The sequence below is a fragment of the Rhodococcus sp. BP-332 genome, assembly GCF_019836065.1.
GTDB lineage: Bacteria > Actinomycetota > Actinomycetes > Mycobacteriales > Mycobacteriaceae > Rhodococcoides.
On sequence record NZ_JABUEC010000002.1, the window covers coordinates 68,856 to 92,936 of the forward strand.

Consider the following 24,081-nt stretch of genomic DNA (forward strand, 5'->3'; position numbering starts at 1 on the left):
ACGTGTCGGTGCCCTGCTGTACACAGTGAGTAGGCAGACGGATGATTCCTGCCACCGACGCTCGGTTCTCCGACGTCGAGCTAGCTGTTCGCACAGAATCGAGAACCCATGGACCACGACAGTCGCGGCTTGGGCGGTATCCCCGCCGGCAACCCCGGATTCACCGTCGCCGTCGAGATCGACCGGCCCTTCGACCAGATCGAACCGGACGAGTACCTCCAGCTGCTGCACCAGGTCGGTGACGACGCGGCCAGGATCGACCGATCCCTACTCGGTCATGCACGCGTCGTCCTCGACGTACCCGGCAGCGGATGGTGGGTCTCCGGACAGGCTGCTCTCCATGCTGTCGACAGGCTCGCAGAGGAGTGGAGCGTCCTCGGTGTCGAGACGAGCCGGTCGGACCTCTGGTCCACCAGCCCTCACATGGCCGACAGTCGCCTCCCCCGCACTCGCCGACTGCCGGCGAGTGAGGGCACGCGGTACACCGTCATCATCGAAATCGAGCCGTACGACGAGCTCGTCGATGACGTGGAGCTGTCCGACTACTTCCGGTCCAGGGAACGCGCGGACGTCGTCGTCGCCGACAACGGGCGTCGGCACATCATCGTGTCGAGGCGCGACTGGGACGTCTCCTGGGCCTGCCAACTCACCGCCAAATCCCTCCATGTCATCAGCAACGCGTGGTCCATCACACGCATCAGGACGGTCGAGACCGCGGTATGGAAACGAGAGCACTCTCGTCCGCGCGCCGACAATCGGCCGACGGCAATCCCGGAGTGGCAGTACGCACTCCGCATCGACGGCACCAGATGCGTCGTCGTCACCGACAAGGATGTCGACCTGGACAACTGGTACGCGAAGTACACCAACTCCGACGGCATGTCGGGCGTCGAGCAGTTCTTCCACGGCCCCGCCTGGTTGACCGACGACGGCGTTGCGAACCTTCGGAGGAACGGCGACGCCATCGACGCATGGATCGCTCCCCTGCCCCGCGGTGGACTCCTCGACAACATCACCGACGGATACGGCCGAGTTCTGCCCGTCGACGACTCCGAGGGCACCGCAGCATGGTTGATGGAATCGATGTTCGACAAGCCCACCGGCCTGATCATCGAACTCGGTCCCAGCGACTACGACCCCGACGACGAGGGGGACGTGTTCAACGCGCAGATCCACGTCCTCGACGACGGCGTGTACATGGTGCGCCGATCGCGAGCCGTTCTCCAGCGACTCCGACTGGCCGACCATGGTGTCGAGGGGTTGGAGCTGGATCACTGGCATCACGACGATCACTTCGACGACTGCACGGACGGTTATCTGTTCAGCCGCGACACCCAGCTCATCGCCAACGCGTGCGTCGCGTGGTTCCGGCAGAACGGCGTGACCGACGAGCGCAGTGCGCTGGGCTGCTCGTACGAGTTCGTCGACGAACTCCCCCGCACCTCCTGACAGTCCCACGAGAGGACCCCATGACATCGACGTCCGACGCCCTCACTCGCGCACTGAATGACGTGCCGTTGAAGGAGATGGACCCGTCACTGCTCGCCCACGCCATCCGGTACGAGGCGCGCGGTCGAGGACTCGAGACCTCACCGCTCGAGGATGCTCTCGCCGTGGCGTCCTACGCCCATCTGATGCAGCGCCGCACCACTCGCGGCGATCAGATCAACGATCCGTACATCACGCACCCATCTCGAAACGTGCTGCGTCTCATGAGGTACGGATGTGCTGATCTCGACGCACTCGTGGCCACGGCCCTGCACGACACCGTCGAGGATCAGTCCGACCGCATCGTCGATCTACTTGGCGGGAGCCAGGCTCTCGGCGCACTCGAGGCACACTTCGGTGCGGAGGTCGCACGCCTCGTCGCGGCTGTCACCACCCCGCCGCGCACCGGCGAGGACCGTGTCGCGCAGTACGTCGAACACGTGACGGCGGTGATCCGCGATCCAAAGGTGTTTCTGGTGAAGGTGTCCGACTTCGTCGACAACGCCGGCAGCCTGAAGTATCTGGTCGACGAAGCCAAGCGGACGAAGCTGCTTCGCAAGTACGCACCCCTCGTGACCATCTTCGAGGCGGCCGCCACCGAGCACGGCGAGGCGCTCGGACTGACGGCGGACGGGATGGCGAATCTGCGCGGACACCTGGCGTCGATCAGGGGGCAGACCAGGGGCTGATGATCACGCGTCGACGAGAAACCCGGCGACAGATTCGCACAGAGTACGCACCTCTGTAACGGTGGGCGACAACTCGTAGGCGTGGTGGTGGCACGCCTGAGACAGACGGCCCCAGGCATAGTCGAGTGTGCGTACCGACTCGTCGTTCGGCGCGAGCGCATACAACACGATCAGCCTTACTTTCATGCTGGCGTGAACGACACCCTCGCCGACCGCTGCGCAGCGCGCCTCGACCACCGACTCGAATGCCTGCCGGGCGAGTACGGCTGCGAGACGGGCATTCTGGCCGGTCACCGGTTCCTCCTCGAGAAGTCGCCGGGCGTATCCGAGCAACTCCGCGGGCGTCGTCACGGCGCCGCCAAGAGTTCGTCGACAAGTTTGTTCAGATCGCTCGCGTGAGACTTGGTCGGGATGGAGCCGGCACCGTGCACACCCTTGTTGGCGTAGTTCAGCGAGCCGCCTCTCCATTCTCGATAGGACAACCACGCGCCGATCTCCTGGTCGGACTTTCCCATTGCCAGCGCGATCCGGGCCCTGGTCCTCTGAGTCTCGGACCACGTGCGCTCCAGGTCGACCCATGCCGTGCCGTCTGCAGTCTGGGTCCGGACGTAGCGATCCCAGGCTGCTGCTTCGATCGCCAAGCGGAAGATCGCTTGCACTGCCCGACGCTTGACCTCGTCGGGTAGGAGCTCGTCTCGCACCGTGGCATGAACGTCGGTGACGTAACGCTGAGCAGGCGTGTCGGCCTCGGCCAGCCGAACCGAGGATCCAGCCTCGCGCGTCACCTCGACGAGTCGGGCTCCGATGGACCGTCGGCGCAGTGCGGCCGGCAGTCGATCGTCGTGCGAGAAGACCACGACCTGTCGGGTGGCTGCGAGATCGACGAGAACGTCGACGAATCCGTCGATCTTGGCCGGGTCCATCGCCTGGATGGGATCGTCGAGAACGAGGAATCGGAACGGGCTTCCCTCGGTGGTCGCACGCGGAATGAACAGCGCCAATGTCAGTGCGTGCAGCTCGCCCTGACTCATCACGGACAGGGCCCCCGTCGGCTGACCGTCGACCGACGCCTCGATGCTGGCTTTACGGCGAGTCGCGCGGCCCTCCAGAGTGATTCGACCGATGTCGACGTTGGACTCCTGCCTCAGCATCGACCAGATGCGACGGGCCTGGTCACCGATGGGCGCCAACCGCTCGTCGCGCAGGACATCGATGTGCCCGGAAAGCCACGTCCGCGCGGCGTCGACGCGGATGAGCTGTTCCTCGACCGCTCGCGCCTCGCGTTCGAGGTCGACCCATCGGGCGAGCTGTTCCGCGAGTGGCGTCCACTCGGTCTCCAACTGGGCGAGTGCCTGCGCTGCCTGCTCTCGCACTCCGGCTGCGGCGTCGATGAGCACCGGCAGCGATGCTGTGACGTGGTCGCCCAGAGACATCGTGTCCGAGGGCACGGCCCGCGCTGTGTCACGAGCGGCCCGGTAGACCTCGAGGTCCAGTCCACCGGTGTCATCGACGGCAAGCGGTGCTGAGAGAGCGAGGTCTCGCAGGGAGCGCGCTGCCGCATCGAACTCCGACTTCGCGTCGCGGTAGCGCTGGGTGTCCGTTCGACCCGCCTCGAGCGCGAGTCGCGAACGTTCGGCCCAGACGTCGTCCAAGATCCCCTCACCACACACGGGGCACGGTCGACCGTCACCGCCGGAATGCAGTTCCAGAGCGCTGGCCAACAGGTCGAGCAACCGTTCCTGTTCGTCTGCCACCACGCCGGTCACAGCTGACAGAGCGTCTCGGGCGCGTTCGAACCGCGACACCGTCCGGTCAATGTCGCTGATCTCAGCCGTCCGCAGTGTGGCCAGACGCCGCAGGGCCGCCACGACCGTCGACGACGCCGCCTCGGAACCTGTCGCGATGCCCGCGACGACGTCGAGGTCGGGCTTGTGCTTGCGGAGCTGTTGGAATGCCGCAGCGGCACGTTGATCGCTCGACGCTTCGACTGCCGCCTTGACCGACTTCTTCGACTGGGTCGCTGCGGTGCGCGGCTTCTTCAGCTCGCCGTGCCTCTCGGCCAAGCGCTTCTCTGCAGCCGCCACCGCGTCGAGACCCAGTAGTTTCGCAATGGCGTCGTAGAGGGCCGACGGTTCTTGTTCGAACATCCGGCCGACCTCGTCGTACGACAGAATCGGTCGATGGGAATCGAGTGCGTCGCGCCACCCCAGGGTGTCCGTTCCGGTCGACCTCGCCGCCTTCTTCTCCTGAACCCAGAATGCGGCATCGTCGAGCTCCGCCCCAGCGGACCAGTCGACACCGACCGTGGTCTCGGGTCGCCCGTCGATGGTCAGCCCCACACGGATCGACGCCTCGCCGTCGTAGTGCATATTGCGCCAGGACGACGCCCACACGACGCTCTTCTTGTTCGCACTCCAGCGGTACGACTTGCTGGTGAGAGCGAACTCCAGTGCTTCCGCGAAACTCGACTTGCCGGATCCGTTCCGTCCCGACACCACCGTGATGCCAGGCCCGGGTACCAGGGACAATCTCGACGTCGGACCGATGCCCCTGAACCCGGTCACCTCGATGGAGGACACGAATGCCCCGACGGGACCGTCCTGGGACGCCGGTGAGTCCGGCTGCAGCGCCTCGTGTTCCACGGTTCCGTGAAGTTCGCTGGCGAGCTCGGCGTCGCCCTCCAGCGCCGCGAGAACGACATACGCGATCTCGTCGGTGACAGACGCGTCGTCCGTCAGGGCCTGAGTCACTGTGTTGATCAGTTCTGTGTCCGTCACGGTCACGATCTGTGGCACTCCCTCGTACGTTCGACGCCGCCGGTCGAGCGCGACGAATCAGAACGTACCTGCCGGTTCCGACAGCGCGAGTCGTTTCCGATCGGACGGGCCGGGACGTGCCGAGGCCCCTCCTCAGTCGGCCGGCGCAGCCGTGCTCGCTCGGGTGACCAGGCTGGGGGCGATGCTGAAGCGTCGGGTGCTCGACTTCCCGGACCCGATCTGCTCGAGCAGGATCTCGACGCTCCGGACGCCCACCTCGCTGAACTCCTGGCGGATCGTCGTGAGCGGCGGTGAGTAGAACTCGGCGTCCGGAACATCGTCGAAACCGACCAGGCTGATGTCCTCGGGAACCCGCCGCCCGTGGGCGTCGAGCGCGCGCAGCACTCCGAGCGCCATGGAGTCGTTGCCTGCGAACACGGCGGTGACACCTTTTATTTGCGCGAGGACGGTGCCGGCCGCGTAGCCTGACCGGGCGGTCCAGTCCCCGTTCATCATCGGCGGCGGATCGATCCCCCGCTCCTCCTGCACCGACCGCCACCCACTCACCCGGTCCGCGGCCTCGTACCATCCCAGAGGCCCGGCCACGTGCCACACCTCTCGGTGCCCGAGTTCCAGGAGATGCGACGTGGCGTCCCTTGCTCCGAGGACCTGGTCGACGGACACCACCGCGAGATCTCCGGCGGGCGATCCCTCGACCGCGACGAGCGGCAGTTCGCCGGCCAGCCCCGCGATGTCGCCGTTGTCGGTACGCAGTGGCGCGACCACGACCACCCCGTCGACACCCTGCTTGTGCAGACTCCGAACGCACGCGTTGATGGCGTCCTCCTCCAGCGAGGTCGGAACCCCCACCAGCACCGAGTAGCCGGCGTGCCGGGCGGCCCGCTCGACGCTGTACAGCGTCGAGACCGGTCCGTGCAGAGCAACTCCCGTCGCGACGATGCCGATGGTGCGGTTGCTTCCGGTGACCAGAGCCCGAGCCGCGGTGTTGGGCCGATAGCCCAGCTGGGTGATGGCCTGCGTGACCCGCGCCCTGGTCGCGTCGGTGACGTGGGGATGACCGTTGATCACCCGCGAGACGGTCTGGTGGGACACCCCGGCAAGTTTGGCCACGTCCGTCATGGCCGGCCCTCGAATCGGCGTCACAGTCCCCCCAGTTCACTCGTCCGTCGTCCAGGATCGCAGGTTCGGCCCCGCCGCGCCGATCTACCTCGACACGGGCGGCGACGCGGTGGCTGCGGGGGCAGCTTTCGTGTCGGTGGAACCGCCCAACATCTCGGCCGGAACCGGGAGACCCATGTAAGTGGACGGTGCCGGTTTCTCGGCCTTGTCGGGTCCACCTCCGCGTCCGCTGGCGGCTCGGCGCTTCGTCCAGATGTCGAAGGCGACGGCCGCGAGGAGGACGAGACCCTTCACCAACTGGACTCGCTCGCTGGGTGATCCGATGAGGGACATCCCGCTGTTGATGACGGCGATGATCAGTCCGCCGGTCAGAGCGCCGACGATGCGACCGACACCGCCCTGCACCGCTGCACCACCGATGAAGGCGGCCGCGATGGCGTCGAGCTCGAATCCGTTACCCGCAGTGGGGCCGGCCTGGTTCAGTCGGCCGGCGAAGATGATTCCCGCCAGGGCCGACAGCACACCCATGTTGACGAAGAGCCAGAACGTGACCGGCTTGACCTTGATGCCCGACAGCGATGCGGCGTGGATGTTGCCGCCGATGGCGTAGACGTGGCGACCGAACACCGTTCGACCGGCCAGCGTGGAGTACCCCATGACGAGCACCGCGAGGAGGATCAGGACGTACGGCAGGTTCTTGAAGCGCGCCAGCTGAACAGCAATGGCGAGCACGAGAAGTCCGGCGAAGGTGAGCTTGGCGATGAACAGCGGCAACGCATCGACGACCTGGCCGTACTTCTGCCGGCCCATGCGGGTCCGCCACTGGCTGAACACGATTCCGACGATGGCAGCGATGGCGACCAGCAGCGTGAAGATGTCGGCTCCGCCCAGGGGGCCGAGGCCGACGTTGCCGAGGAATCCGGGGAGGAAGCCGTTGGACAGTGTCCGCACCGGTCCGGGGAACGGCCCGATGCCCTGGTTGCCCAGCACGATGAGGGTGACGGCGCGGAAGACGAGCATGCCGGCCAGCGTGACGATGAACGCGGGGATGCCGAAGTATGCGACCCAGTAGCCCTGCCACGCTCCGATCAGTCCGCCCACGACCAGCGTGATCAGCACTGCCAGCGGCCATGGCACGTTCTGTTGAACCATGAGGACACCCGCGATGGCGCCGGTGGCCGCGACCACCGATCCCACCGACAGGTCGATGTGGCCGGCGATGATGATCACGACCATGCCGATGGCCAGGATCAGGATGTAGGAGTTCTGCACCACCATGTTGCTGATGTTCTGCGGCACCAGAAGTTGTCCACCGGTGAGCGCGGTGAAGAGCAGGATGATCAACGCGAAGGCGATGAAAATTCCGCTCTGGCGGAGGTTTCGCGTGAGCAGCCCCCGGACAGTCGACAGCTGATTCATCGAAGTACTCCTGTTCCACGGGTCATGAGATGCATGAGAGATTCCTGCGTCGCGTCCTCCCGAGTCACCTCACCGGTGATGCGGCCTGCGGACAGCGCGTAGATCCGATCGCACAGCCCCAACAGTTCGGGCAGCTCGGACGAGATCACGAGAACGGCCTTGCCTGCATCGGCGAGGCTGTTGATGATCGAATAGATTTCGAACTTGGCGCCGACGTCGATTCCTCGCGTCGGCTCGTCGAGAATGAGCACGTCCGGATCACTGAAGATCCACTTGCTCAACACGACCTTCTGCTGGTTGCCGCCGGACAGCTTGCCGACGACGGCCTCCACGTTGGGAGCCTTGATGTTCATGCTCTTGCGGAAGCCCTCGGCAACCTCGTACTCGTGGTTGTCGTCGACGAATCCGTGTGCGACCAACTTGTCCAGGGCCGCGGTGGAGATGTTGCGCTTGATGTCGTCGATCAGATTGAGGCCGTAACGCTTGCGATCCTCGGTCGCGTACGCGAGACCGTGCTCGATCGCGTCGTTGACGGACTTGACGTGAATCTCTCTGCCGTACTTGTACAACCGTCCGGAAATGTCCGTGCCGTAGCTGCGCCCGAAGACGCTCATGGCCAGTTCCGTGCGGCCGGCACCCATCAGACCGGCGAGACCGACGATCTCCCCGCGACGGAGCGTCAGATTCGCCTTGTCCACGACGGTCCGACCGTGCTGGGTGGGGCTGTGCACGGTCCAGTCCTCGATCCGCAGCACCTCCTCTCCCACCGTGGATTCGTGCGGCGGGAAGCGGTGCTCGAGATCGCGGCCGACCATGAGCGAGATGATGCGATCCTCGGTGACATCCGGGTTGCGCATGTCCAGCGTCTCGATGGTCCGACCGTCCCGGATGATCGTGGTCCGGTCGGCGATGGCCGCGATCTCGTTGAGCTTGTGCGAGATGATCACGCACGTGATGCCCTCGTCCCGCAGACCGCGCAGCAATTCGAGGAGGTGGGTGGAATCCGAATCGTTCAGTGCTGCGGTCGGTTCGTCGAGAATCAGCAGCGTCACGTCCTTGGACAGTGCCTTCGCGATCTCCACGAGTTGCTGCTTTCCGACACCGAGGTCGTTGACGACGGTGACCGGGTTCTCCCGCAGCCCTACACGGTTCAGTAGGGCTGCGGCCTCGGAGTTGGTGCGGTTCCAGTCGATGAACCCACGCTTGGACCGCTCGTTGCCGAGGAAGATGTTCTCGGCGATCGACAGGTACGGACTGAGCGCGAGTTCCTGGTGGATGATGACGATGCCCTTGGCTTCGCTGCTCCGGATGTCGGAGAACTCGCAGGCCTGACCGTCGAACACGATGTCGCCGTCGAACGTGTCATGGGGATACACACCCGACAGAACCTTCATGAGCGTGGACTTTCCCGCGCCGTTCTCGCCGCAGATCGCGTGTATCTCGCCGCGCTCCACCGTCAAGGTGACATCCTGCAGTGCTTTCACGCCCGGGAACGTCTTGGTGATCCCGCGCATTTCCAAGATCTGGCTCGTCATCGCCGAACTCACTTCAATTGATCCTCGGTGTAGTAGCCGCCGTCGACGAGGAGCTTCTCGTAGTTGTCCTTGTAGACGATTTCGGGCTGCAGCAGGTAGGCGGGAACGACCTTCTCACCGTTGTCGTAATCGGTCGTGTTGTTGGTCTCGGGGGTCTGGCCCTCGAGAACTGCCTGCGCCATCTGGATGGTGACCGCCGCCAACTCGCGGGTGTCCTTGTAGATGGTGGCGTACTGCTCACCGGCGATGATCGACTTGACCGACGGAACCTCGGCGTCCTGACCGGTGACGATCGGGTAAGGCTGGCCGGCGGTTCCGTATCCGTTGCTCTTGAGCGCGGACAGGATTCCGATGGACAGACCGTCGTAGGGCGAGAGCACGCCCTGCACCTTCTGACCCGACGAGTACGTCTTGGTCAGCAGGTCTTCCATGCGCTTCTGGGCGGTCGCCGGGTCCCAACGAAGGGTTGCGGCCGTCTCGAAGTCGGACTCACCGCTGCCGATCTTCAGGGTTCCCTTGTCCAGGTACGGCTTCAGGGTCTCCATGGCACCGTCGAAGAAGAAGGTGGCGTTGTTGTCGTCGGGCGAACCGGCGAAGACCTCGATGTTGAACGGGCCGGCGGGGGCGTCGGCCTTGTCGGTGCCGTCCTCGTTCTTCAGGCCGAGGCCGACCAGCAGGGACGTGGCCTGGTCGACGCCGACCTTGTAGTTGTCGAAGGTGGCGTAGTAGTCGACGTTCGGCGAGTTGCGGATGAGGCGGTCGTACGCGATGACGCCGATGCCGTTGTCCTTGGCTTCCTGCAGCTGCGTGGTGATGGCGGTGCCGTCCACGGAGGCGACGATCAGCAGCTTCGCGCCCTGGGTGATCTGGTTCTCGATCTGGTTGACCTGGGTGGGGATGTCGTTCTCGGCGTACTGCAGGTCGACCTTGTAGCCCTTCGACTCGAGCGCGCTCTTGAGGTTGTCGCCGTCGGCGATCCATCGAGCGGACGACTTGGTCGGCATGGTGACACCGATCAGAGCGCCGGCCGTGTCACCGCCCGCCGAGGGGGCGACGTCGGCGGTCTTCGTGCTGGACCCGCACGCGGTCACCGTGATCGCTATCGCCACCGCGGCCGCAGCCACCGGTAGGTGTCGGAACTTCATCGTGTCTCCTCGGGTGGTGGCTGGTCGGCAGGGACGGCATTCGATTCGCCGTGCTGCGGATCATGCTGCTGTCGAGTGGTGTGAATCACACCGCCCAGCGAGTGTGAGCGATAACATCGACGATGTCAACGGGTCCTTCGAACTGGACTTTGCGACGTGTTAGCGCTAACAGAATGCGCCGGTCGATCCGCGGTGTCGCCACCCCGCTCAGACCACCGTTATGCTTCGGTGCATACAACTACCGAATCAGGACGACTCATGACTCACCCCGGATCGCACGCCTTCGACGACGGCCTCACCCTCGAGCCTCTGGGCGACGGTCGCTACCGCGGCCGGACCTCCGCGCCGTACAACAACATGGTCGGCCCCTTCGGCGGGCTCACCGCCGCGACGCTGGTCCGGGCCGTCGAGCTTCATCCCGATCGGCTGGGCGACCCGGTGACGCTGACCGTGAACTTCGCGGGGCCCATCGCCGAGGGCGAGTTCGAGATCTCCACTCGCGCCGTGCGGACGAATCGCAGCAACCAGCACTGGTACCTGGAGCTGAGCCAGGACGGCACGGTCGCCACCACCGCGACCGCGGTCTTCGGTACGCGCCGCACCACCTGGGACGCCCTCGAGTCGTCGCCGCCCGCGATGCCCGACCCCGCGGACGTCGACACGGTCGACTTCCCCGAGTTCATCGCCTGGGCGAACAACTACGAGATGCGGTTCACCGCCGGTGCATTGACCGAGACGGAGTCCGCCGATTCCGTTGCGACGCTGTGGGTCCGGGACTCTCCCCCGCGCCCGATGGACTTCGCGTCCCTGACGTCGATGAGCGACATCTTCTACCCGCGGGTCTTTCAGCGGCGCGGGAAGTACGTCGCCGCCGGAACCATCTCGCTCACCGTGCACTACTTCGCGACGGCGGAGGATCTGGCGGCGCAGTCCGACGGGTACGTCCTCGGGACCGCGCACGCACGACGATTCCATCAGGGCTACTTCGACCAGACCGCCGAGCTGTGGAGCACCAGCGGCACTCTCCTCGCCACCGGACACCAGGTCGTCTACTACAAGGACTGATATCGGGTCCCTGCCGAGCCGCAGTGTGCACAATGTGACACAGGGCACGTAGGTCGTGCGCCTCGCGGATCGACCGGCAGGAGAGTCATGAAGAGCACCATGCAGGACACCCCGTTGTCCATCGGCCAGCTCGTTCGATACGGCACGTCGATGCACGCATCGGCGACGATCACCACGTGGAGCGAGGCGGGGCCGTCGAACATCACGTTCGCCGAGCTCGGTCGACGCGCCGCCAGACTCGCCCACGGTCTTCGAGCGCTCGGAATCGACGGGGACCAGCGCGTCGCCACCTTCATGTGGAACAACTCACAGCACATGGAGGCCTACATGGCCGTGCCCGCCATGGGTGCCGTGCTGCACACGCTGAACATCCGCCTGTTCCCCGAGCAGCTCACGTACATCGTCGAGCACGCCGAGGACAGCGTCATCATCGCCGACGCCAGCCTGCTCCCCCTGCTGACGCCGCTCCTGCCGACCATGACGACCGTGCGGCACCTCGTCGTCGTGGGCGCCGACCCCGCACAGGTGCAGGCACCGGACCACATCGAGGTGCTGGGCTACGAGGACGTGCTCGCAGGCCACCCCGACGAGTACGACTGGCCCGAGGTCGACGAACGATCCGCTGCAGCAATGTGTTACACCTCGGGCACCACCGGTGACCCGAAAGGCGTTGTCTACTCGCACCGATCGATTTGGCTGCACTCGATGCAGGTCTGCATGACCGATGCCATGGCGCTCGCGCAGTCGGACACCGTGCTCGCCATCGTGCCGATGTTCCACGCCATGTCCTGGGGACTGCCGTACGCCGCGCTGATGGTGGGGGCCTCGCTCATCATGCCGGACCGCTTCCTGCAGCCGGCGCCGCTCGCGGAGATGATGACGACGCTGCGACCCACCGCAGCCGCCGCTGTCCCCACCATCTGGCAGGCACTGCTCGCCCACCTCGAGGACCACCCGGCGGACCTGTCGAGCCTGCGCGACGTCACCGTGGGCGGCAGCGCGTGCCCGCCGAGCCTGATGCGGGCGTTCCACGAGAAGTACGGCGTTCCCATCTCCCAGGCGTGGGGCATGACGGAGACGTCGCCGCTCGGCACGTCCGGGCGCCCCGACGTCGGACTGTCTCCGGAGGACGAGTTCGACTTGCGTTGCACTCAGGGACGTTTCGTGTCCGCTGTCCGCGCTCGCCTGGTCGACGATTCGGGCACCGTCTTGCCGTGGGACGGCACGCACGTCGGCGAACTCGAGGTGCGCGGGCCGTGGATCACGGGCAGCTACTACCGCAGCGACGCGTCCGACAAGTTCGACGACGGGTGGCTGCGGACCGGTGATGTCGGCACCATCTCCGAGGGCGGATACCTGACGCTGACGGACCGGTCGAAGGACATCATCAAGTCCGGTGGGGAATGGATCTCGTCCGTCGAGCTCGAGAACCACGTCATGGAGCATTCCGCTGTGCGCGAGGCCGCGGTCATCGGTGTGCCCGATGATAAGTGGGACGAGCGACCACTCGTCGCCGTCGTCGTGCGCGAGGGTCAGACCGTGACCGCGGAGGAGCTCCGCGACTTCCTCGACGGTCGAGTTGCGCACTGGCAGTTGCCGGAACGCTGGACCTTCATCGACGAGGTGCCGAAGACGAGTGTCGGCAAGTTCGACAAGAAGCGGCTGCGCGGGTCGCATGCAGACGGTGCGTTGGAGGTCGTCGAGGTCGGCTGACGCAACAACGTCAGACGCGGGACACGAGCACTTCCGTCGACCCGTCGAAGGCGCTTCCCGGTGAAGCTGTGGGTGGGGCGTAGTTGAAGCGGTACCGGGTCGGCTCACTCAGTCGAGTCCGCGCCCACTCCTGCGTCAAGGGCTGGACCGGGAAGGTCGAGACGATCTGGATCCTCGAGCTCGTCACCAGTCCGTACACGACTGCGGTGGAACCGCTTCCAGGATCGGCGACGTAGACGGTGCGCATCGCGTTGGTGGTGTCGACCACCTCGTCGAAGGCGAGGACGACTCGTGTGGTTCCGACCGGGTCGCTGAGCGCCGGCAGGACCGTGGATGCGACACGCTCCATCAAGGGGGTCCCGGATGGCGTCGGCTGAAGGTGAGTGGGCTCCTTGCCGAAGGCGACGGCCAGGTCGCTCGTGAGCCACCTCTGACGTTTCAGTCCGTACGGGGTGACCACTGTCGACAGCAGATAGCCGTACGTGTGCATCAGTCCCGCATGACCGATGGGGAAGTCGTAGACATCGGTCAGCCCTCTGTGGAGCCAGGCGAAGGTCGCCTCGTCGAACACCGGTGCCTGCACGTTGTCGTCGATCACCGTCGACGACGTCCAGTGGGCCAACTGCTCGTCATCGTGCTGCGATGCAAGGACCTGCCTCACCAGCCAGGGGGCCGGTGCGCTCGGCTCGTCGAGGTCGCCCGTCCTGCTGAGAAGTTCCGCAGTGGCGGACAATTCGGCGAACAGGCCTCTATCGCCGGTCACGCCAGCGGGAGAAGATAGTTGGTCACATCGTCCCAGGTCGCAAATTTCTCGGTACCGAAGGGGATCAACTCACCCTCGAATTCCTTCGCACCGTTGGCACCTCGATCGTCCACCAGAAAGTCACCCCGGTTGAGATTCTTGTGGTGAGAGAGGATGAGGCGCTTGTAGGCCACCGACCCCGACTCGTAGCCCAGGTGCCACTGCACCCACTTGACCTTGTCGTGCCACGCCTGGGCGTTCTTCCACGGGGCAGTGGACAAGATGTACGTATCGAAATGCTCCGCGAGCAGCCTGTAGGCGTCCAAAGCGCCGTCGATCGGATCCATGAGCGAGAAGATGCGCGGAACCTCGTCCAGGTCATCCTCGAGCCCGACGATTTCGGACGGGTGTAGTCGCTTGATACCGGATTGAAAGTCGACCAGCGTGTTGTCTAGATCGACGTACAGAATCTTCTTTTCAGGCATGCGTCTCCCGGTTGAAACAATGAGGGGGTTGCCGTCCGAGTGGAGGCAACATCAACCTAGCAGTGCGCACTGACACGGATGCGGCCTCGATTGTTCACTCACACATTTCACTAATTACTCTGTGCACTGGCTGTGTCACACCAGGGAAACCAGTCGCTGAGCCCACCACGTCCCTGGCGTGGTGAGCAACGCAGGGACTGAGTTACCGGCCCCTGCATCGGGCCATACCCAACCTTATGGCCACAAGGTTGGATATGGCGAAGTCGTATCCAACCTTGTCGACGGTGTCGGACGTCGATGCAACTCTTGGCCGTGCCCGGTTCCTACGGCACCGGATCCCACTTCGGCGAACGACCCTTGTCGTGGCCATCAGTTGCGATCGGAGAGGATGTTCCCGATGCCACCACGTAGACGCTCCACCACGACTCGCACCGTGAAGGCCGGTCAGAGCAGCGCAGCCCGGAAGTTCGCCGGAACTGCGAAGAAGCCGACCAAGCGCCGCGCACCGGCGAAGAAGACCGCAGCTCCCGACCTGCGCGTGCCCGACGCCGGCGAGCGTGTGTGGGTGCTGGATGTTCCCTTCGAGGACCGCTCCGCAGCCAGCGCTGCGGGGGCGCGCTGGTACCCCGGCCCACGAGTGTTCGCGTACTACGGCACCGAGTTGCCCGAGTACCTGCAGCCGTACGAGTCGATGCCGTACAGCCTGCAGCGGTGGCTCGAGGACGACGCCAACGAGACCTGGCGCCCCGAGACGGTGCATGCCCGTTCGCTGCTGCCCCGCGACACCCAGCTCGAATCGGTGCATCGGCAGCTCACTGCCCTCGAGGAGGGCTTCCCCTACTTCGCGCAGATGGACTCCACGGGCTTGGGCAAGACCCTGTCGGTGTGCGAGGCGGTGCGGCAGATGTCTGCTGCCGAGATCGGCACCGTCCTGGTCGTCGCACCGAAGGGAGCGCTGCCGGGGTGGCGTCGGACGATCGCGGACAGCGAAGCCGACATCGAGCCCTCCGACCGCAAGCGCTGGCTTCTGGTCACGTACCAGTCGACGAAGAAGCTCCTGTCCGTCCCACCGGACACCGATCTGGGGAAACGCAAACGGACACAGAACAAGCGAACGATCACGCTTGGCGAACTGCGATTCGAGATCGACGTCGTCATCGCCGACGAGTGCCATGCGTTGATGAACATCGAATCGCAGCAGTCGCAGATCGTGTGGCGCTACCAGGAAGCCGCGCGGTCGGTGGTGTGGATGTCCGCGACCCCCGGCTACCAGCCGCTGCACTTCGCGTACATGGCGCGCGCGATCGAGCAGTCACGCGGCGTCGAGATCGTGGGCGAGGACGACCAGCTCGGTTACGCCCTCACCGTGAAGTGGGCCAACTTCCTCGAAGAGTCCGGCTTCGCGATCAAGGCCGGCAAGGCGTCGACCGGGCTGGCCACGTGGCGCTGGGAGCCAGAAGATGCTGCCCGTCGAGAGCGCGATATCGCTGCCGTGCACGGGTGGTTGTCGGGAGGTGCTGTGCCGTGGTCGATCTCGCGACCGTCCCCGCCCACACCACGTGAACCGCTCGGGCAAGAACTGACCGCCGCGCAGAAGCGGCTGTACAACTCTGCATGGGTCGACTATCGCAAGGAGGTCGGTCTGCCGATGTGGAAGGTGTCCGGCGGCAAGCGAGTGCTCCAGAAGAATCCGAGTGTGCGTGCCGCGACACTGCGGTTCCGTCAGAAGTGTTCGTATCTCCGCATTCCCGCGTCCGCCGACCAAGTGCGCACGTGGGTCAAGGCCGGCAACCAGGTGTTCGTGTCGATGTTCTACCGCGAGTCCGTCGCCGCCCTCGCCGACGACCTGCGCGAGGGCGGGCTTGCCGTTGCAGTAGTCGACGGCAGCATGAGCAGTCCGGAGCAGGAGGCCGAGATCCGGCGCTTCCAGACGGGTGACGCCACCGTCATCGTGTCCACCACAACGAGCGCCATCAACCTGCACACCAACGAGATGCTGCTGCCCGAAGGCACGACGTCCACTCTCGCGCCCCGGGTGACGCTGATCCACGACCCTCGGTGGACACCCATCGACATCCGCCAGGTCGAAGGTCGAGCGAACCGCATCGACAAGGACCACAACCACACGACTTCCACCTGCTATTACGGCTACGCCGAGGGGACCGTCGAGGAGGAGATGGTGCTGACCGGAGTAGAGCGAATCGCCGACCTGGGATCGATCGTCGGGCAGGCTGACCTGATCGATCCGGAAGCGTTCCTGGCGGCTCGGGTTACCGCTGACAGCTAGTCATCATCCGGCAGTACATAGCTGTGGCAGATTGCTACACTAGGTGCACGACAACGAACGGAGCAGCTCATGGGTACGACGTCATCGCTACGGGTCGACGATGAACTGTATGCATCGGCGAAGCTGGTCGGCAGTGCGTCGAGCCGGAGCGCAGCCCAACAAATTGCACACTGGGCACTGGTCGGGCGTGAGATCGAGGCCTCACATCACATAGCCTCACGCGACATCGCCGGGGTATTGGCAGGTCGGCAGAACTACGACGCGCTCACCCCTCGAGAGCAGGCAGTCGTACGCGCGGAATGGTCCGAGCGAATCGACGCGATGTCAGAAGGCCTGGATCTGCGCCGCGAATTCGAGGCAGAAGGACGGGCCTTCGTCGAATGCGACGAAGACGGCGCTGTGATCGAGCATCGTCCCTGACGGAATGACCCGCGACCCGGTTCTGCACCTGCTTGCCGGCCCGAACGGCGCCGGCAAGAGCACCTTCTTTGCTCGGGTGCTGGCGCCCGTCACTCATCTTCCCTTCGTCAACGCCGACGAGATCGCTACAGAGAACTGGCCCGGTGACGAACAAGCGCACGCGTACGACGCATCGAGGTTGGCCGCCGAACAGCGGGTGGCCCTACTCGCACAGGCCGCGTCGTTCGTCACCGAGACAGTCTTCTCGCATCCGTCGAAGCTCGATCTGATCGAGACGGCGAACGAGGCCGGGTACCTCGTCACACTTCATATCGTCGCCATTCCGGTCGACCTGGCCGTAGCCCGCGTCGTCAACCGCGTCGAGATCGGCGGTCATTCCGTGCCCGAGGCAAAGGTCCGTGAGCGATACGTGCGCCTGTGGCCCTTGGTTCGATCCGCGATCGATGTCGTCGAAAATGCCCGCGTCTACGACAATACCAACGCAAGCAACCCCTTTCGCGTTATCGCTCGTTACGACCATGGTCGACTGGTTGGGGACCCGTCATGGCCGTCGTGGGCTCCCGCCGCACTGATGACCTGACACCTCAGCCACGCAGCGACACGTGCAGACCATGCTCGGATGCCGTGTGGATCGGATAGGCGTTGTCCGGGTGTGTCGTGTCCACCGCGGCGTCCGGGTGCGCCTGAAGGAAGTCGTGCACGAACACCGCGATCATCGACGACGCGAACGACTTGCCAGGGCACGATCTCGGACCCTTGCCGAAGGGGATCACCAGCGGGGCGACGTGATCCGTCGCGTGGGCGTTCAGTATCCGGTTCGGATCGAATGTCGGACCGTGAACCGCGTGCGCGGCATGAATGTTCGGCATCACCAGCGTATTACGGTGCAGATCGACACTGCCGTCACCGAGCGCGATGCGGCAGTCGTCGATTACCCGCCCGTTGAACACGGACCCGGGGGTGTCGATGCGCAACGCTTCCATCACGCACGCACGAACCACTGCAGAATCACCCAGCGACTCGACGGGCACAGCTGAGAAGGCGTCCTTCCACTGCCTGTTGGCGGGATCGAGCAGATGCTTCAGCGTGGCGAGAATGGCCGTGCGCGTCGTGTCGACGCCGGCGATGAAGGACGTCGTGGTGTCGTCACGGACCATGTTCGACGAGAACCCCGAGATGCCGTGCAACCGCCTGATGTGGCCGGCAATGGTGTCGTCGAGCGGCATATCCGCCAGAACCGAAGCGTGCCGCACCAGCGTCCGAGTGTTGATTCGCATCCACCGCTGCTCCCGCGAAAACGTCCACCGTTGCAGCCGTGGCTCGACTCTCATGGCATAGGTGTTCGCACAGCGTCGAAGGCGTAAGAAGTTGTCGTACATCGCATCTGCGAACGGCAGCGCCTCATGGGCGCCGCTCTCGTCGACGTAGTCGATCACTGTCGTCGCCGCGTCACCCCACACTGCCTCCGCGACAGCAGTGCGTACGCATTCGGTGACGATCGGCCGCAGGTCGATGCTGTCGTCGTCCGCACGAACATGAGCCGGCAATGCGCGCGTCATCGCTGCACGGGCGGATCCGGCGCTCGTCGCCACGACCAGGTTGCGTTTGCGGTCGCGGAAACCGGGCTGTTGCGCAGAGGAGAAGGTCAGCGCTTCGGGACTCAGTTGACCGAACGAATACTGCGCGGCGGTGTCACGATCGATATACACACCGGCGATCTTCGGGTTGACGATTGCTTCGATGGCCCGGCGCGACACCCCATACAGCTGCACTCGACTGCCACGCCAGGTACCGATGAAGTCGGACTCTCGATCGTCGACGAACAGGTAGTCGCGCGAAAGCTTCTTGCCGAACGCGTCGGACACTTTCCGTTCCGACGACAACGGCAACGGTCCGCCGATGAAACGGATCCCCTGCCGTTGGTAGCTGGCGCGCTGAGCGAATACCGACGCCACGCCGCCACGCTCCTCGACAGGGCCGGCTCTGCCACGAACCGCACTCAGCGTGACAGTAGTGCCCAGCAGGTCACCGCGCTTGGGATGATTCACAACCGGCGACGGCCGGCCTCACGGAACGGTCAGCAGGCTCAGCCCCGGGAACAGTGTTTCGGAGAACGGCGCGGGGAACTGTCGACTCTGAGTCACCACAACGGCGACCTGACCGGGTCCGGTATCTGCAACGACGTCGAGCGGGAGCCCTCGGGCGCCGGCATTCGGATCGACAGCCGAGAGATCCTCGGAGGCCCAGTGGCGGAAGTCGACGGCGCCGGCCGCTCCCGTCGAGAGATTGCGCCACTGCACCGTCATCCACCGGTAGTTGTACTGGTAGTAGTACGGCTTGATGTCGGCGGCGGAGAACCGGACCGAGCCCGGTCTCTCCCCCACCGTCGCCTCGATCGGCGTGGTTTGGATGAGCCCGCCGGGCACGCTGACCGGGCCGATCTCCAGACCCGTCACGACGGGCACCTGCAAGATCGACGTCTGGGGTGCAGCGGATGCCGTTCCCGCGCCCACCCCCAGTAACACCGGGATCGCGAGTGCCAAGGCCACTGCCGCTCGACGCGTTGTCTGTCGCATGGTCATCACTCTGGCACCGTCAGGCAGAAAAAGACCGATCGTTTTGTGACTGTTACCGAGTCTTGATGGCTCATCCCAATCGGGGGTGTAGGAGTTGGGGTCTGAAGCCGCCGGTCTCGAGCAGGCTTCGGGCGATGTAGTTGGTCAGGTTGCGGAACCCGAGTGCGGAGCCGCGCGCAGGTGTTCGAGCCGTCCGTTGAGCGCCTCGGTCGGCCCGTTGCTGGTGCCGGGTCGTTCGAAGTAGGCGAGCACGTCGGCGGCTCGCTTCTTCAGGGTCCGGCCCAGGGTGGTGAGCTCGGTGAGCACCTTGGGGACGCCGGCGCTGAGGTCGGTGATCAGCTTCTCCATGAGCCCGCGGCCACGTTGCCGGTCCTCGTGGCGATAGGCGGCGATCATGCGCTGGTAGACACCCCAGGTCGCCTCGACCTCGACGTGAGCGTCATCAACGAACAGCGCGCGTAGCCTGTCGCTCTGCTTGTCGGTAAGCAGGTCCGCGCCGGTGCGCAGCGTGCGCCGCGACTTGTAGAGCGGGTCGTCCCTGAACCCACGGTGCCCGTGGATCGCGAGTTGGACCCGGCGCCGACACCTGTCGAGGGCGTCACCGGCCAGGCGCACGACGTGGAAGGGATCCATCATCGTGACCGCGTCCGGGATCTCCTCTGGCCTCCTCGTGATCGGCCCGTCGGGGATCGTCAACGTGGTGCGGGTGTCGAGGCGATCGGGTCCGACGGCTCGGCGGGGCGCGATCGTCTCGTGCGTTGGCGGACTACGGGAGCTTGGACGCGAGGACGTCGGCCGCCAGGATCTCGGGTGCTGCGCCGAGGAGGTGCTGGTTGGCCATCAGGGCTGCGACGATGGCGCCGTTGGCGTGGGCGTCGCGAGCGGCCTCGTCGGGGAATGCATCGAAGATCCAGAAGGTGTCGGCGTGGGTCCTAGCCGCGAACCAGACAATCGTTCCTACTTCTTCGTTGGCGAGTGCGACAGCGCCGGCGAGCAGATCGGCGAGCGCGTCGTGCTGTCCATCGGCCGCGACGATCTTGGCGACGAAGGCATACGGAAGTGATGCGGGTGTGGACATGAGGGGTTCTCCTTGAAGTCGGGGTTCTTCGTGGGGCGAGTTCAGCGTATGACGAGCGAGGGCCGGTGGGGAGTGGCGTATACGACAGTATTGCTATTGTTCGCGCCATGCGTATCGGACTGATCGCGATCGACGGCTGCTTCGGTTCGGCTGTCGCGTCGGTCATCGACATCGTGCGGGTGGCCGACGGAGCCCGCGGCGATGTCGACCCGCGGATCGACCCGATCGAACTCGCCATCCTCGGACCGAAACGGCGAGTGACCACGACGGCATCGATGACCCTGTCGGTAGACCACCCGCTGTCGGAGTCCGGAGAGTTCGACGTGGTCGTCGTCCCTGCGCTTGGAACCCTCACGGCCGCCGCTACCAACGACGCCCTCCAGAGCCGAGATGCACGTTCGGTCATCGCCTCACTCGGGCGCCTCGACGACGCGACCACCCGGATCGCCGCGGCGTGCACCGGCGTGTTCGCCGTCGCCGAGACTGGACGGATGCATCATCGGCGGGCGACGACCAGCTGGTTCTTGGGGCCGGAGTTCCTGAAGCGCTATCCGACCGTCGCCCTCGATCTCGACACCATGGTCGTGGTCGACGGGAACCTCGTCACCGCCGGCGCCGCGTTCGCCCACATCGACCTCGCGCTCTCACTCGTGCAATCGATCAGCCCCGACCTGGCCCAACATGTCGCCAAGCTCCTCATCATCGACGAGCGTCCGTCGCAGGCGGCCTACGTCGCCTACGAACATCTCCGGCACGAGGACCCGATCGTCGTCGAGTTCGAACGCTTCGTGCGCGCCCGCCTGGACGAACCGTTCAACGTCGCCTTCGTCGCACAGTCGCTCGGCACCAGCCGGCGCACCCTCGAACGACGAGTCCGTGCGGCGCTCAACCTCACTCCGCTCGGCTTCGTCCAACGGCTTCGCATCGAACGAGCTCGGCACCTCTCAGCAACCACGGACCTCACCTCCGCCGAGATCGCGCTACGGGTCGGCTACGCGAACGCCGAGACTCTGCGCTCCCTCCTGCGCAGGGAGCGACGCCGTTCCTGACCTATCGCCATGCCTGTAGCCGGTGTCCTAGCGCTCTGTTGGAACCACCTCTCAGCACGTCGCGTCGACGCTCCTGCGTCGCCCCTGGACGACCCACTCGACACGCCCGCAGCACAGGCCATGTGACGTGCCCCGGCTTCCCGGACGGTCGGGGTTGGGTGGCTGTGATGTCGCTGCGTTCTCGTCGAGGGGGTCAGCAGACCCGATCAGGGTCGATTGGGATGAGCCGCGAAGGCGGTCAGGTCAGGGCGGCCGAAGCCGGCCGGCGGGGTAGCGTCGGACACGTCGAGGTCTTTCGGATGGATGGCGTAGGAACCTCCATCGTCGGGAGACCTCGACGTCTATCTGCGGACCGACGCGCCCGGCCGACCTACACCGTCATCTGGGAAGAGCCGTCTTGATGTCTGCCGACCGCTTGCGGGCGACTGCTTGGATTGGAGTTCCCTGATGAAACAGCAGCGTCCACCCAGCATCTACCCTGCGCCACCACGAGCTTCGGCGCGCGTGACGACCCTCATGCCAGGTCTCGTAGGTCACGTGAACTATGTCGTCGGCGATCCTCCGGCCGTTGAAGTTCGCGCTCTTGATGGGCTCGGACTCGGGCGCGTCGATCAGCGCCGCAATCATCTCGCGCCGCGTCCACAGCCGACCCGACGCGCCGATCTCCTCGAACGACGGGTCGAGCAGTCGGTCGAGTTCAGTTTGCGATGAGCGCGTCGCCGGATCGAGTAGTGCCTTCTCCAGACCGATCACGTGCTCGATCGCCGTGTCTCTCATCACATGATTGTGGACTATCGACCCCGGTTTCCGGGGGCCGAAATGCATAAAAGAGACTCCGGCGCTATGTAACCCGTCTACCTGGGCTCTTCAAAGCCGGCAGTTCACGTGCCGTCGTCCGCGCATCAGATCGTGCCTGCGTGAGTCGGGCGTGATACGAATTGCGCGCATTGCCCATGAGATTGAGAGGCAGGTCGTAGGAGGCGATCAGGTCGTCTTCGAGTTGCCATGGTCGGGTATGAGCCAACCACGAGACGAAGGCATGCTCCCCCATCCAGTCACTGATAGCCCGTTCGCCTTCATGGAAGTAAAGCCGACCTGACCCGACTACGCGAAGCTGCAAACCAAGGTCGTCAGAGAGCAGAGCTCCGAGGGTGAGACGCAACGTGGAGCCATAGGCATTGCCCCTGTAGTGGTAACGAATGCGCGTGCGGATGTTCTGTTTGCTGGGAGCTCTACCGTTGGTCGGTGGCTTGCTTGGGCTAATTCCCGCGTATAGGAGCGTAAGTCCGTCTCGCTTGACGCAGCCGCTGGTATCGATGTCGTCTGCTGGCAGCTTGTCGAACCACCACCCGTACACACCAGAACAAGCCTCCACTGGGCACGGGTTGGCCAGTACTTGAGCGCGGTTGTACAGCTGCGCGCTGAGATAGGAGGTTTGGTTGTCGCTCATCGCTACACGTTCGCACATGGGCGTAATTCGCTGCTTTCAGAAGATCGACTTTCGAACGATTGACGGGATTTCTGGACAGGAGAACACCGCTAGCCGTAGTCGAGTGACGGGTGCGAAAATCGACAAAAGCACCCCGATGAGGACATCCTCGCGCCTTCCTACCGGCGCGTGAACAGGCGGTATTCCAGATGGGCGGGACCGATCGGCGTGTCGTCTGTGCTCAGCTCGTCAGCCCATCGAGCGAGCAGGGCACAGTAGCGACCGTAGGTATCGACGGGCCACCCACCACCAGTGTGGAGGGATTCCCAACCACAGAAGTTACGAAGCGCGTACGCGACCCGAGCGTCGAGAACGAGACTCGGATGGCCAATTTTGCCACCACCCGCGAAGTACATCGCTTTCGTAAAAAAGGCAGGTCCGAGGTTTTTTGTCTGCCCGTACATGCGCGCATATGCCGCCTCCGGATCCGAACCGGACAGGATCAACGCCTCCGCTAGTACACTTGAATGACGCGCCGTGTCCTCGAGGAATGAGCGGACCCGTCCGGGATTCCTGAACGCACGCGGACCCTCACCCCACGCCAGAGAAGCCCACAGGACGCTGCGAGCAGTCTCCTCCGATCCGATGCCACCCTCGGCCAGACGAAAGATGTCACTCCTTCGCAGACGGCCGTCTACCACCGGCGGCATTTCTCTTTCCAAACCCGCTCTCGTGAGCGTCTTCTCCCACCACTTCACGTTGATGCGAATAGCTGTGTCGAAGCCGTCGGTCGAGGCCTCAGCCAGCCATTCCGGAACAGTCAAGGTTGTGGTGTCGGTTCTCATCTTCGAACCGTACCGAAAGGTCTTCGGCGGGGCGCCACATTTGTGCACTTCTCCCGCACTTGCACTTTTGATGGACCCTTGATTCAACAGTGCGCAGGATGCACCGATCAACATGCGTTACGACCAGCTACGTCGCCCCCCCTATGCGCGCTTGCAGCAACTGGAAGGTGACCCCAGCAAGTAAGACCGATATCTCGGCTGTGGCTTCGCGATCCAAGTG

General features: G+C 64.7%; 22 protein-coding genes and 1 pseudogene. 8 read left to right on the top strand and 15 right to left on the bottom strand.

Annotated elements, in window-relative coordinates:
• Positions 1 to 108: 108 nt before the first annotated feature.
• Together HQ314_RS21650 and HQ314_RS06135 are read left to right on the top strand one after the other, a co-directional pair.
• Positions 109 to 1,449, top strand: coding sequence for a hypothetical protein (locus HQ314_RS21650; RefSeq protein WP_308119266.1), 1,341 nt, complete (start codon positions 109 to 111; stop codon positions 1,447 to 1,449).
• A 20-nt stretch (positions 1,450 to 1,469) separates the two neighbouring features.
• The gene (locus tag HQ314_RS06135; RefSeq protein ID WP_056448198.1) at positions 1,470 to 2,177 is read left to right on the top strand and encodes an HD domain-containing protein; all 708 of its coding nucleotides are present in this window, start codon (positions 1,470 to 1,472) and stop codon (positions 2,175 to 2,177) included.
• Positions 2,178 to 2,180: 3 nt separating this feature from the next.
• Here the strand turns inward: HQ314_RS06135 and HQ314_RS06140 are convergent, their stop codons facing one another.
• The 6 genes from HQ314_RS06140 to chvE all read right to left on the bottom strand — a co-directional run bounded on the left by HQ314_RS06140 (position 2,181) and on the right by chvE (position 10,172).
• Positions 2,181 to 2,528 carry a hypothetical protein gene (locus HQ314_RS06140; protein WP_308119268.1) on the bottom strand — a complete coding sequence of 116 codons (348 nt, stop codon included), beginning with the start codon at positions 2,526 to 2,528 and terminating at the stop codon, positions 2,181 to 2,183.
• On the bottom strand, positions 2,525 to 4,954 hold the full coding sequence (locus tag HQ314_RS06145; RefSeq protein ID WP_222649588.1) for an AAA family ATPase: 2,430 nt from the start codon (positions 4,952 to 4,954) through the stop codon (positions 2,525 to 2,527). The genes HQ314_RS06140 and HQ314_RS06145 overlap by 4 nt, the downstream gene beginning before the upstream one ends.
• 132 nt (positions 4,955 to 5,086) lie before the next feature.
• Positions 5,087 to 6,073, bottom strand: coding sequence for a LacI family DNA-binding transcriptional regulator (locus tag HQ314_RS06150; RefSeq protein ID WP_261781484.1), 987 nt, complete (start codon positions 6,071 to 6,073; stop codon positions 5,087 to 5,089).
• 84 nt (positions 6,074 to 6,157) lie between these two features.
• Positions 6,158 to 7,492, bottom strand: a complete 1,335-nt coding sequence (gene mmsB / locus HQ314_RS06155) for a multiple monosaccharide ABC transporter permease (protein WP_222649590.1) — start codon at positions 7,490 to 7,492, stop codon at positions 6,158 to 6,160.
• Entirely contained in the window at positions 7,489 to 9,027 is a 1,539-nt protein-coding gene (gene mmsA / locus HQ314_RS06160; RefSeq protein ID WP_222649591.1) for a multiple monosaccharide ABC transporter ATP-binding protein, read from the bottom strand. Before mmsA ends, mmsB begins: the two co-directional genes overlap by 4 nt.
• A gap of 8 nt (positions 9,028 to 9,035) precedes the next feature.
• Positions 9,036 to 10,172, bottom strand: a complete 1,137-nt coding sequence (gene chvE / locus HQ314_RS06165; protein WP_056448189.1) for a multiple monosaccharide ABC transporter substrate-binding protein — start codon at positions 10,170 to 10,172, stop codon at positions 9,036 to 9,038.
• Between the two features lie 258 nt (positions 10,173 to 10,430).
• On the opposite strand from chvE, the gene HQ314_RS06170 reads away from it, so the two are divergent.
• Together HQ314_RS06170 and HQ314_RS06175 are read left to right on the top strand one after the other, a co-directional pair.
• Entirely contained in the window at positions 10,431 to 11,237 is an 807-nt protein-coding gene (locus tag HQ314_RS06170) for an acyl-CoA thioesterase II (RefSeq protein WP_222630734.1), read from the top strand.
• 87 nt (positions 11,238 to 11,324) lie between these two features.
• Positions 11,325 to 12,950, top strand: coding sequence for a long-chain fatty acid--CoA ligase (locus HQ314_RS06175; RefSeq protein ID WP_222649592.1), 1,626 nt, complete (start codon positions 11,325 to 11,327; stop codon positions 12,948 to 12,950).
• 10 nt (positions 12,951 to 12,960) lie between these two features.
• On the opposite strand, the gene HQ314_RS06180 is transcribed toward HQ314_RS06175, so the two are convergent.
• Both HQ314_RS06180 and HQ314_RS06185 read right to left on the bottom strand, forming a co-directional pair.
• A complete protein-coding gene (locus HQ314_RS06180; RefSeq protein ID WP_222649593.1) occupies positions 12,961 to 13,713 on the bottom strand; it encodes a hypothetical protein in 753 nt (250 codons plus the stop codon).
• Positions 13,710 to 14,177 (bottom strand): hypothetical protein, encoded by a 468-nt coding sequence (locus tag HQ314_RS06185; RefSeq protein WP_222645821.1) that lies wholly within the window; start codon positions 14,175 to 14,177, stop codon positions 13,710 to 13,712. The genes HQ314_RS06180 and HQ314_RS06185 overlap by 4 nt, the downstream gene beginning before the upstream one ends.
• A 397-nt stretch (positions 14,178 to 14,574) precedes the next feature.
• On the opposite strand from HQ314_RS06185, the gene HQ314_RS06190 reads away from it, so the two are divergent.
• The 3 genes from HQ314_RS06190 (at position 14,575) to HQ314_RS06200 (ending at position 17,464) form a co-directional block, all read left to right on the top strand.
• Entirely contained in the window at positions 14,575 to 16,464 is a 1,890-nt protein-coding gene (locus HQ314_RS06190) for a DEAD/DEAH box helicase (protein ID WP_261781485.1), read from the top strand.
• A 69-nt stretch (positions 16,465 to 16,533) separates the two neighbouring features.
• Positions 16,534 to 16,884 (top strand): ParD-like family protein, encoded by a 351-nt coding sequence (locus HQ314_RS06195; RefSeq protein ID WP_222649595.1) that lies wholly within the window; start codon positions 16,534 to 16,536, stop codon positions 16,882 to 16,884.
• 4 nt (positions 16,885 to 16,888) lie between these two features.
• Positions 16,889 to 17,464, top strand: coding sequence for a zeta toxin family protein (locus HQ314_RS06200; protein ID WP_056073380.1), 576 nt, complete (start codon positions 16,889 to 16,891; stop codon positions 17,462 to 17,464).
• A gap of 4 nt (positions 17,465 to 17,468) precedes the next feature.
• Here the strand turns inward: HQ314_RS06200 and HQ314_RS21655 are convergent, their stop codons facing one another.
• The 4 genes and pseudogenes from HQ314_RS21655 to HQ314_RS06220 form a co-directional block, all read right to left on the bottom strand.
• Entirely contained in the window at positions 17,469 to 18,641 is a 1,173-nt protein-coding gene (locus tag HQ314_RS21655; RefSeq protein ID WP_222649596.1) for a cytochrome P450, read from the bottom strand.
• A gap of 309 nt (positions 18,642 to 18,950) precedes the next feature.
• Positions 18,951 to 19,460 carry a hypothetical protein gene (locus HQ314_RS06210; RefSeq protein WP_261781486.1) on the bottom strand — a complete coding sequence of 170 codons (510 nt, stop codon included), beginning with the start codon at positions 19,458 to 19,460 and terminating at the stop codon, positions 18,951 to 18,953.
• A gap of 70 nt (positions 19,461 to 19,530) precedes the next feature.
• Positions 19,531 to 20,132, bottom strand: a pseudogene (locus HQ314_RS06215) (transposase); the annotation flags it as partial.
• Positions 20,133 to 20,226: 94 nt separating this feature from the next.
• The gene (locus HQ314_RS06220) at positions 20,227 to 20,538 is read right to left on the bottom strand and encodes a putative quinol monooxygenase (RefSeq protein ID WP_006247389.1); all 312 of its coding nucleotides are present in this window, start codon (positions 20,536 to 20,538) and stop codon (positions 20,227 to 20,229) included.
• 107 nt (positions 20,539 to 20,645) lie between these two features.
• Between HQ314_RS06220 and HQ314_RS06225 the strand changes: the two genes are divergently transcribed.
• On the top strand, positions 20,646 to 21,587 hold the full coding sequence (locus HQ314_RS06225; protein ID WP_222649597.1) for a GlxA family transcriptional regulator: 942 nt from the start codon (positions 20,646 to 20,648) through the stop codon (positions 21,585 to 21,587).
• A gap of 378 nt (positions 21,588 to 21,965) precedes the next feature.
• Here HQ314_RS06225 and HQ314_RS06230 read toward each other — a convergent pair whose 3' ends face one another.
• The 3 genes from HQ314_RS06230 to HQ314_RS06240 form a co-directional block, all read right to left on the bottom strand.
• Positions 21,966 to 22,364, bottom strand: coding sequence for a DUF4440 domain-containing protein (locus HQ314_RS06230; RefSeq protein ID WP_222649598.1), 399 nt, complete (start codon positions 22,362 to 22,364; stop codon positions 21,966 to 21,968).
• A 64-nt stretch (positions 22,365 to 22,428) separates the two neighbouring features.
• Positions 22,429 to 23,037, bottom strand: a complete 609-nt coding sequence (locus HQ314_RS06235) for a GIY-YIG nuclease family protein (RefSeq protein WP_222649599.1) — start codon at positions 23,035 to 23,037, stop codon at positions 22,429 to 22,431.
• A 158-nt stretch (positions 23,038 to 23,195) separates the two neighbouring features.
• Positions 23,196 to 23,861 carry a hypothetical protein gene (locus HQ314_RS06240; RefSeq protein WP_222649600.1) on the bottom strand — a complete coding sequence of 222 codons (666 nt, stop codon included), beginning with the start codon at positions 23,859 to 23,861 and terminating at the stop codon, positions 23,196 to 23,198.
• Positions 23,862 to 24,081: the final 220 nt, after the last annotated feature.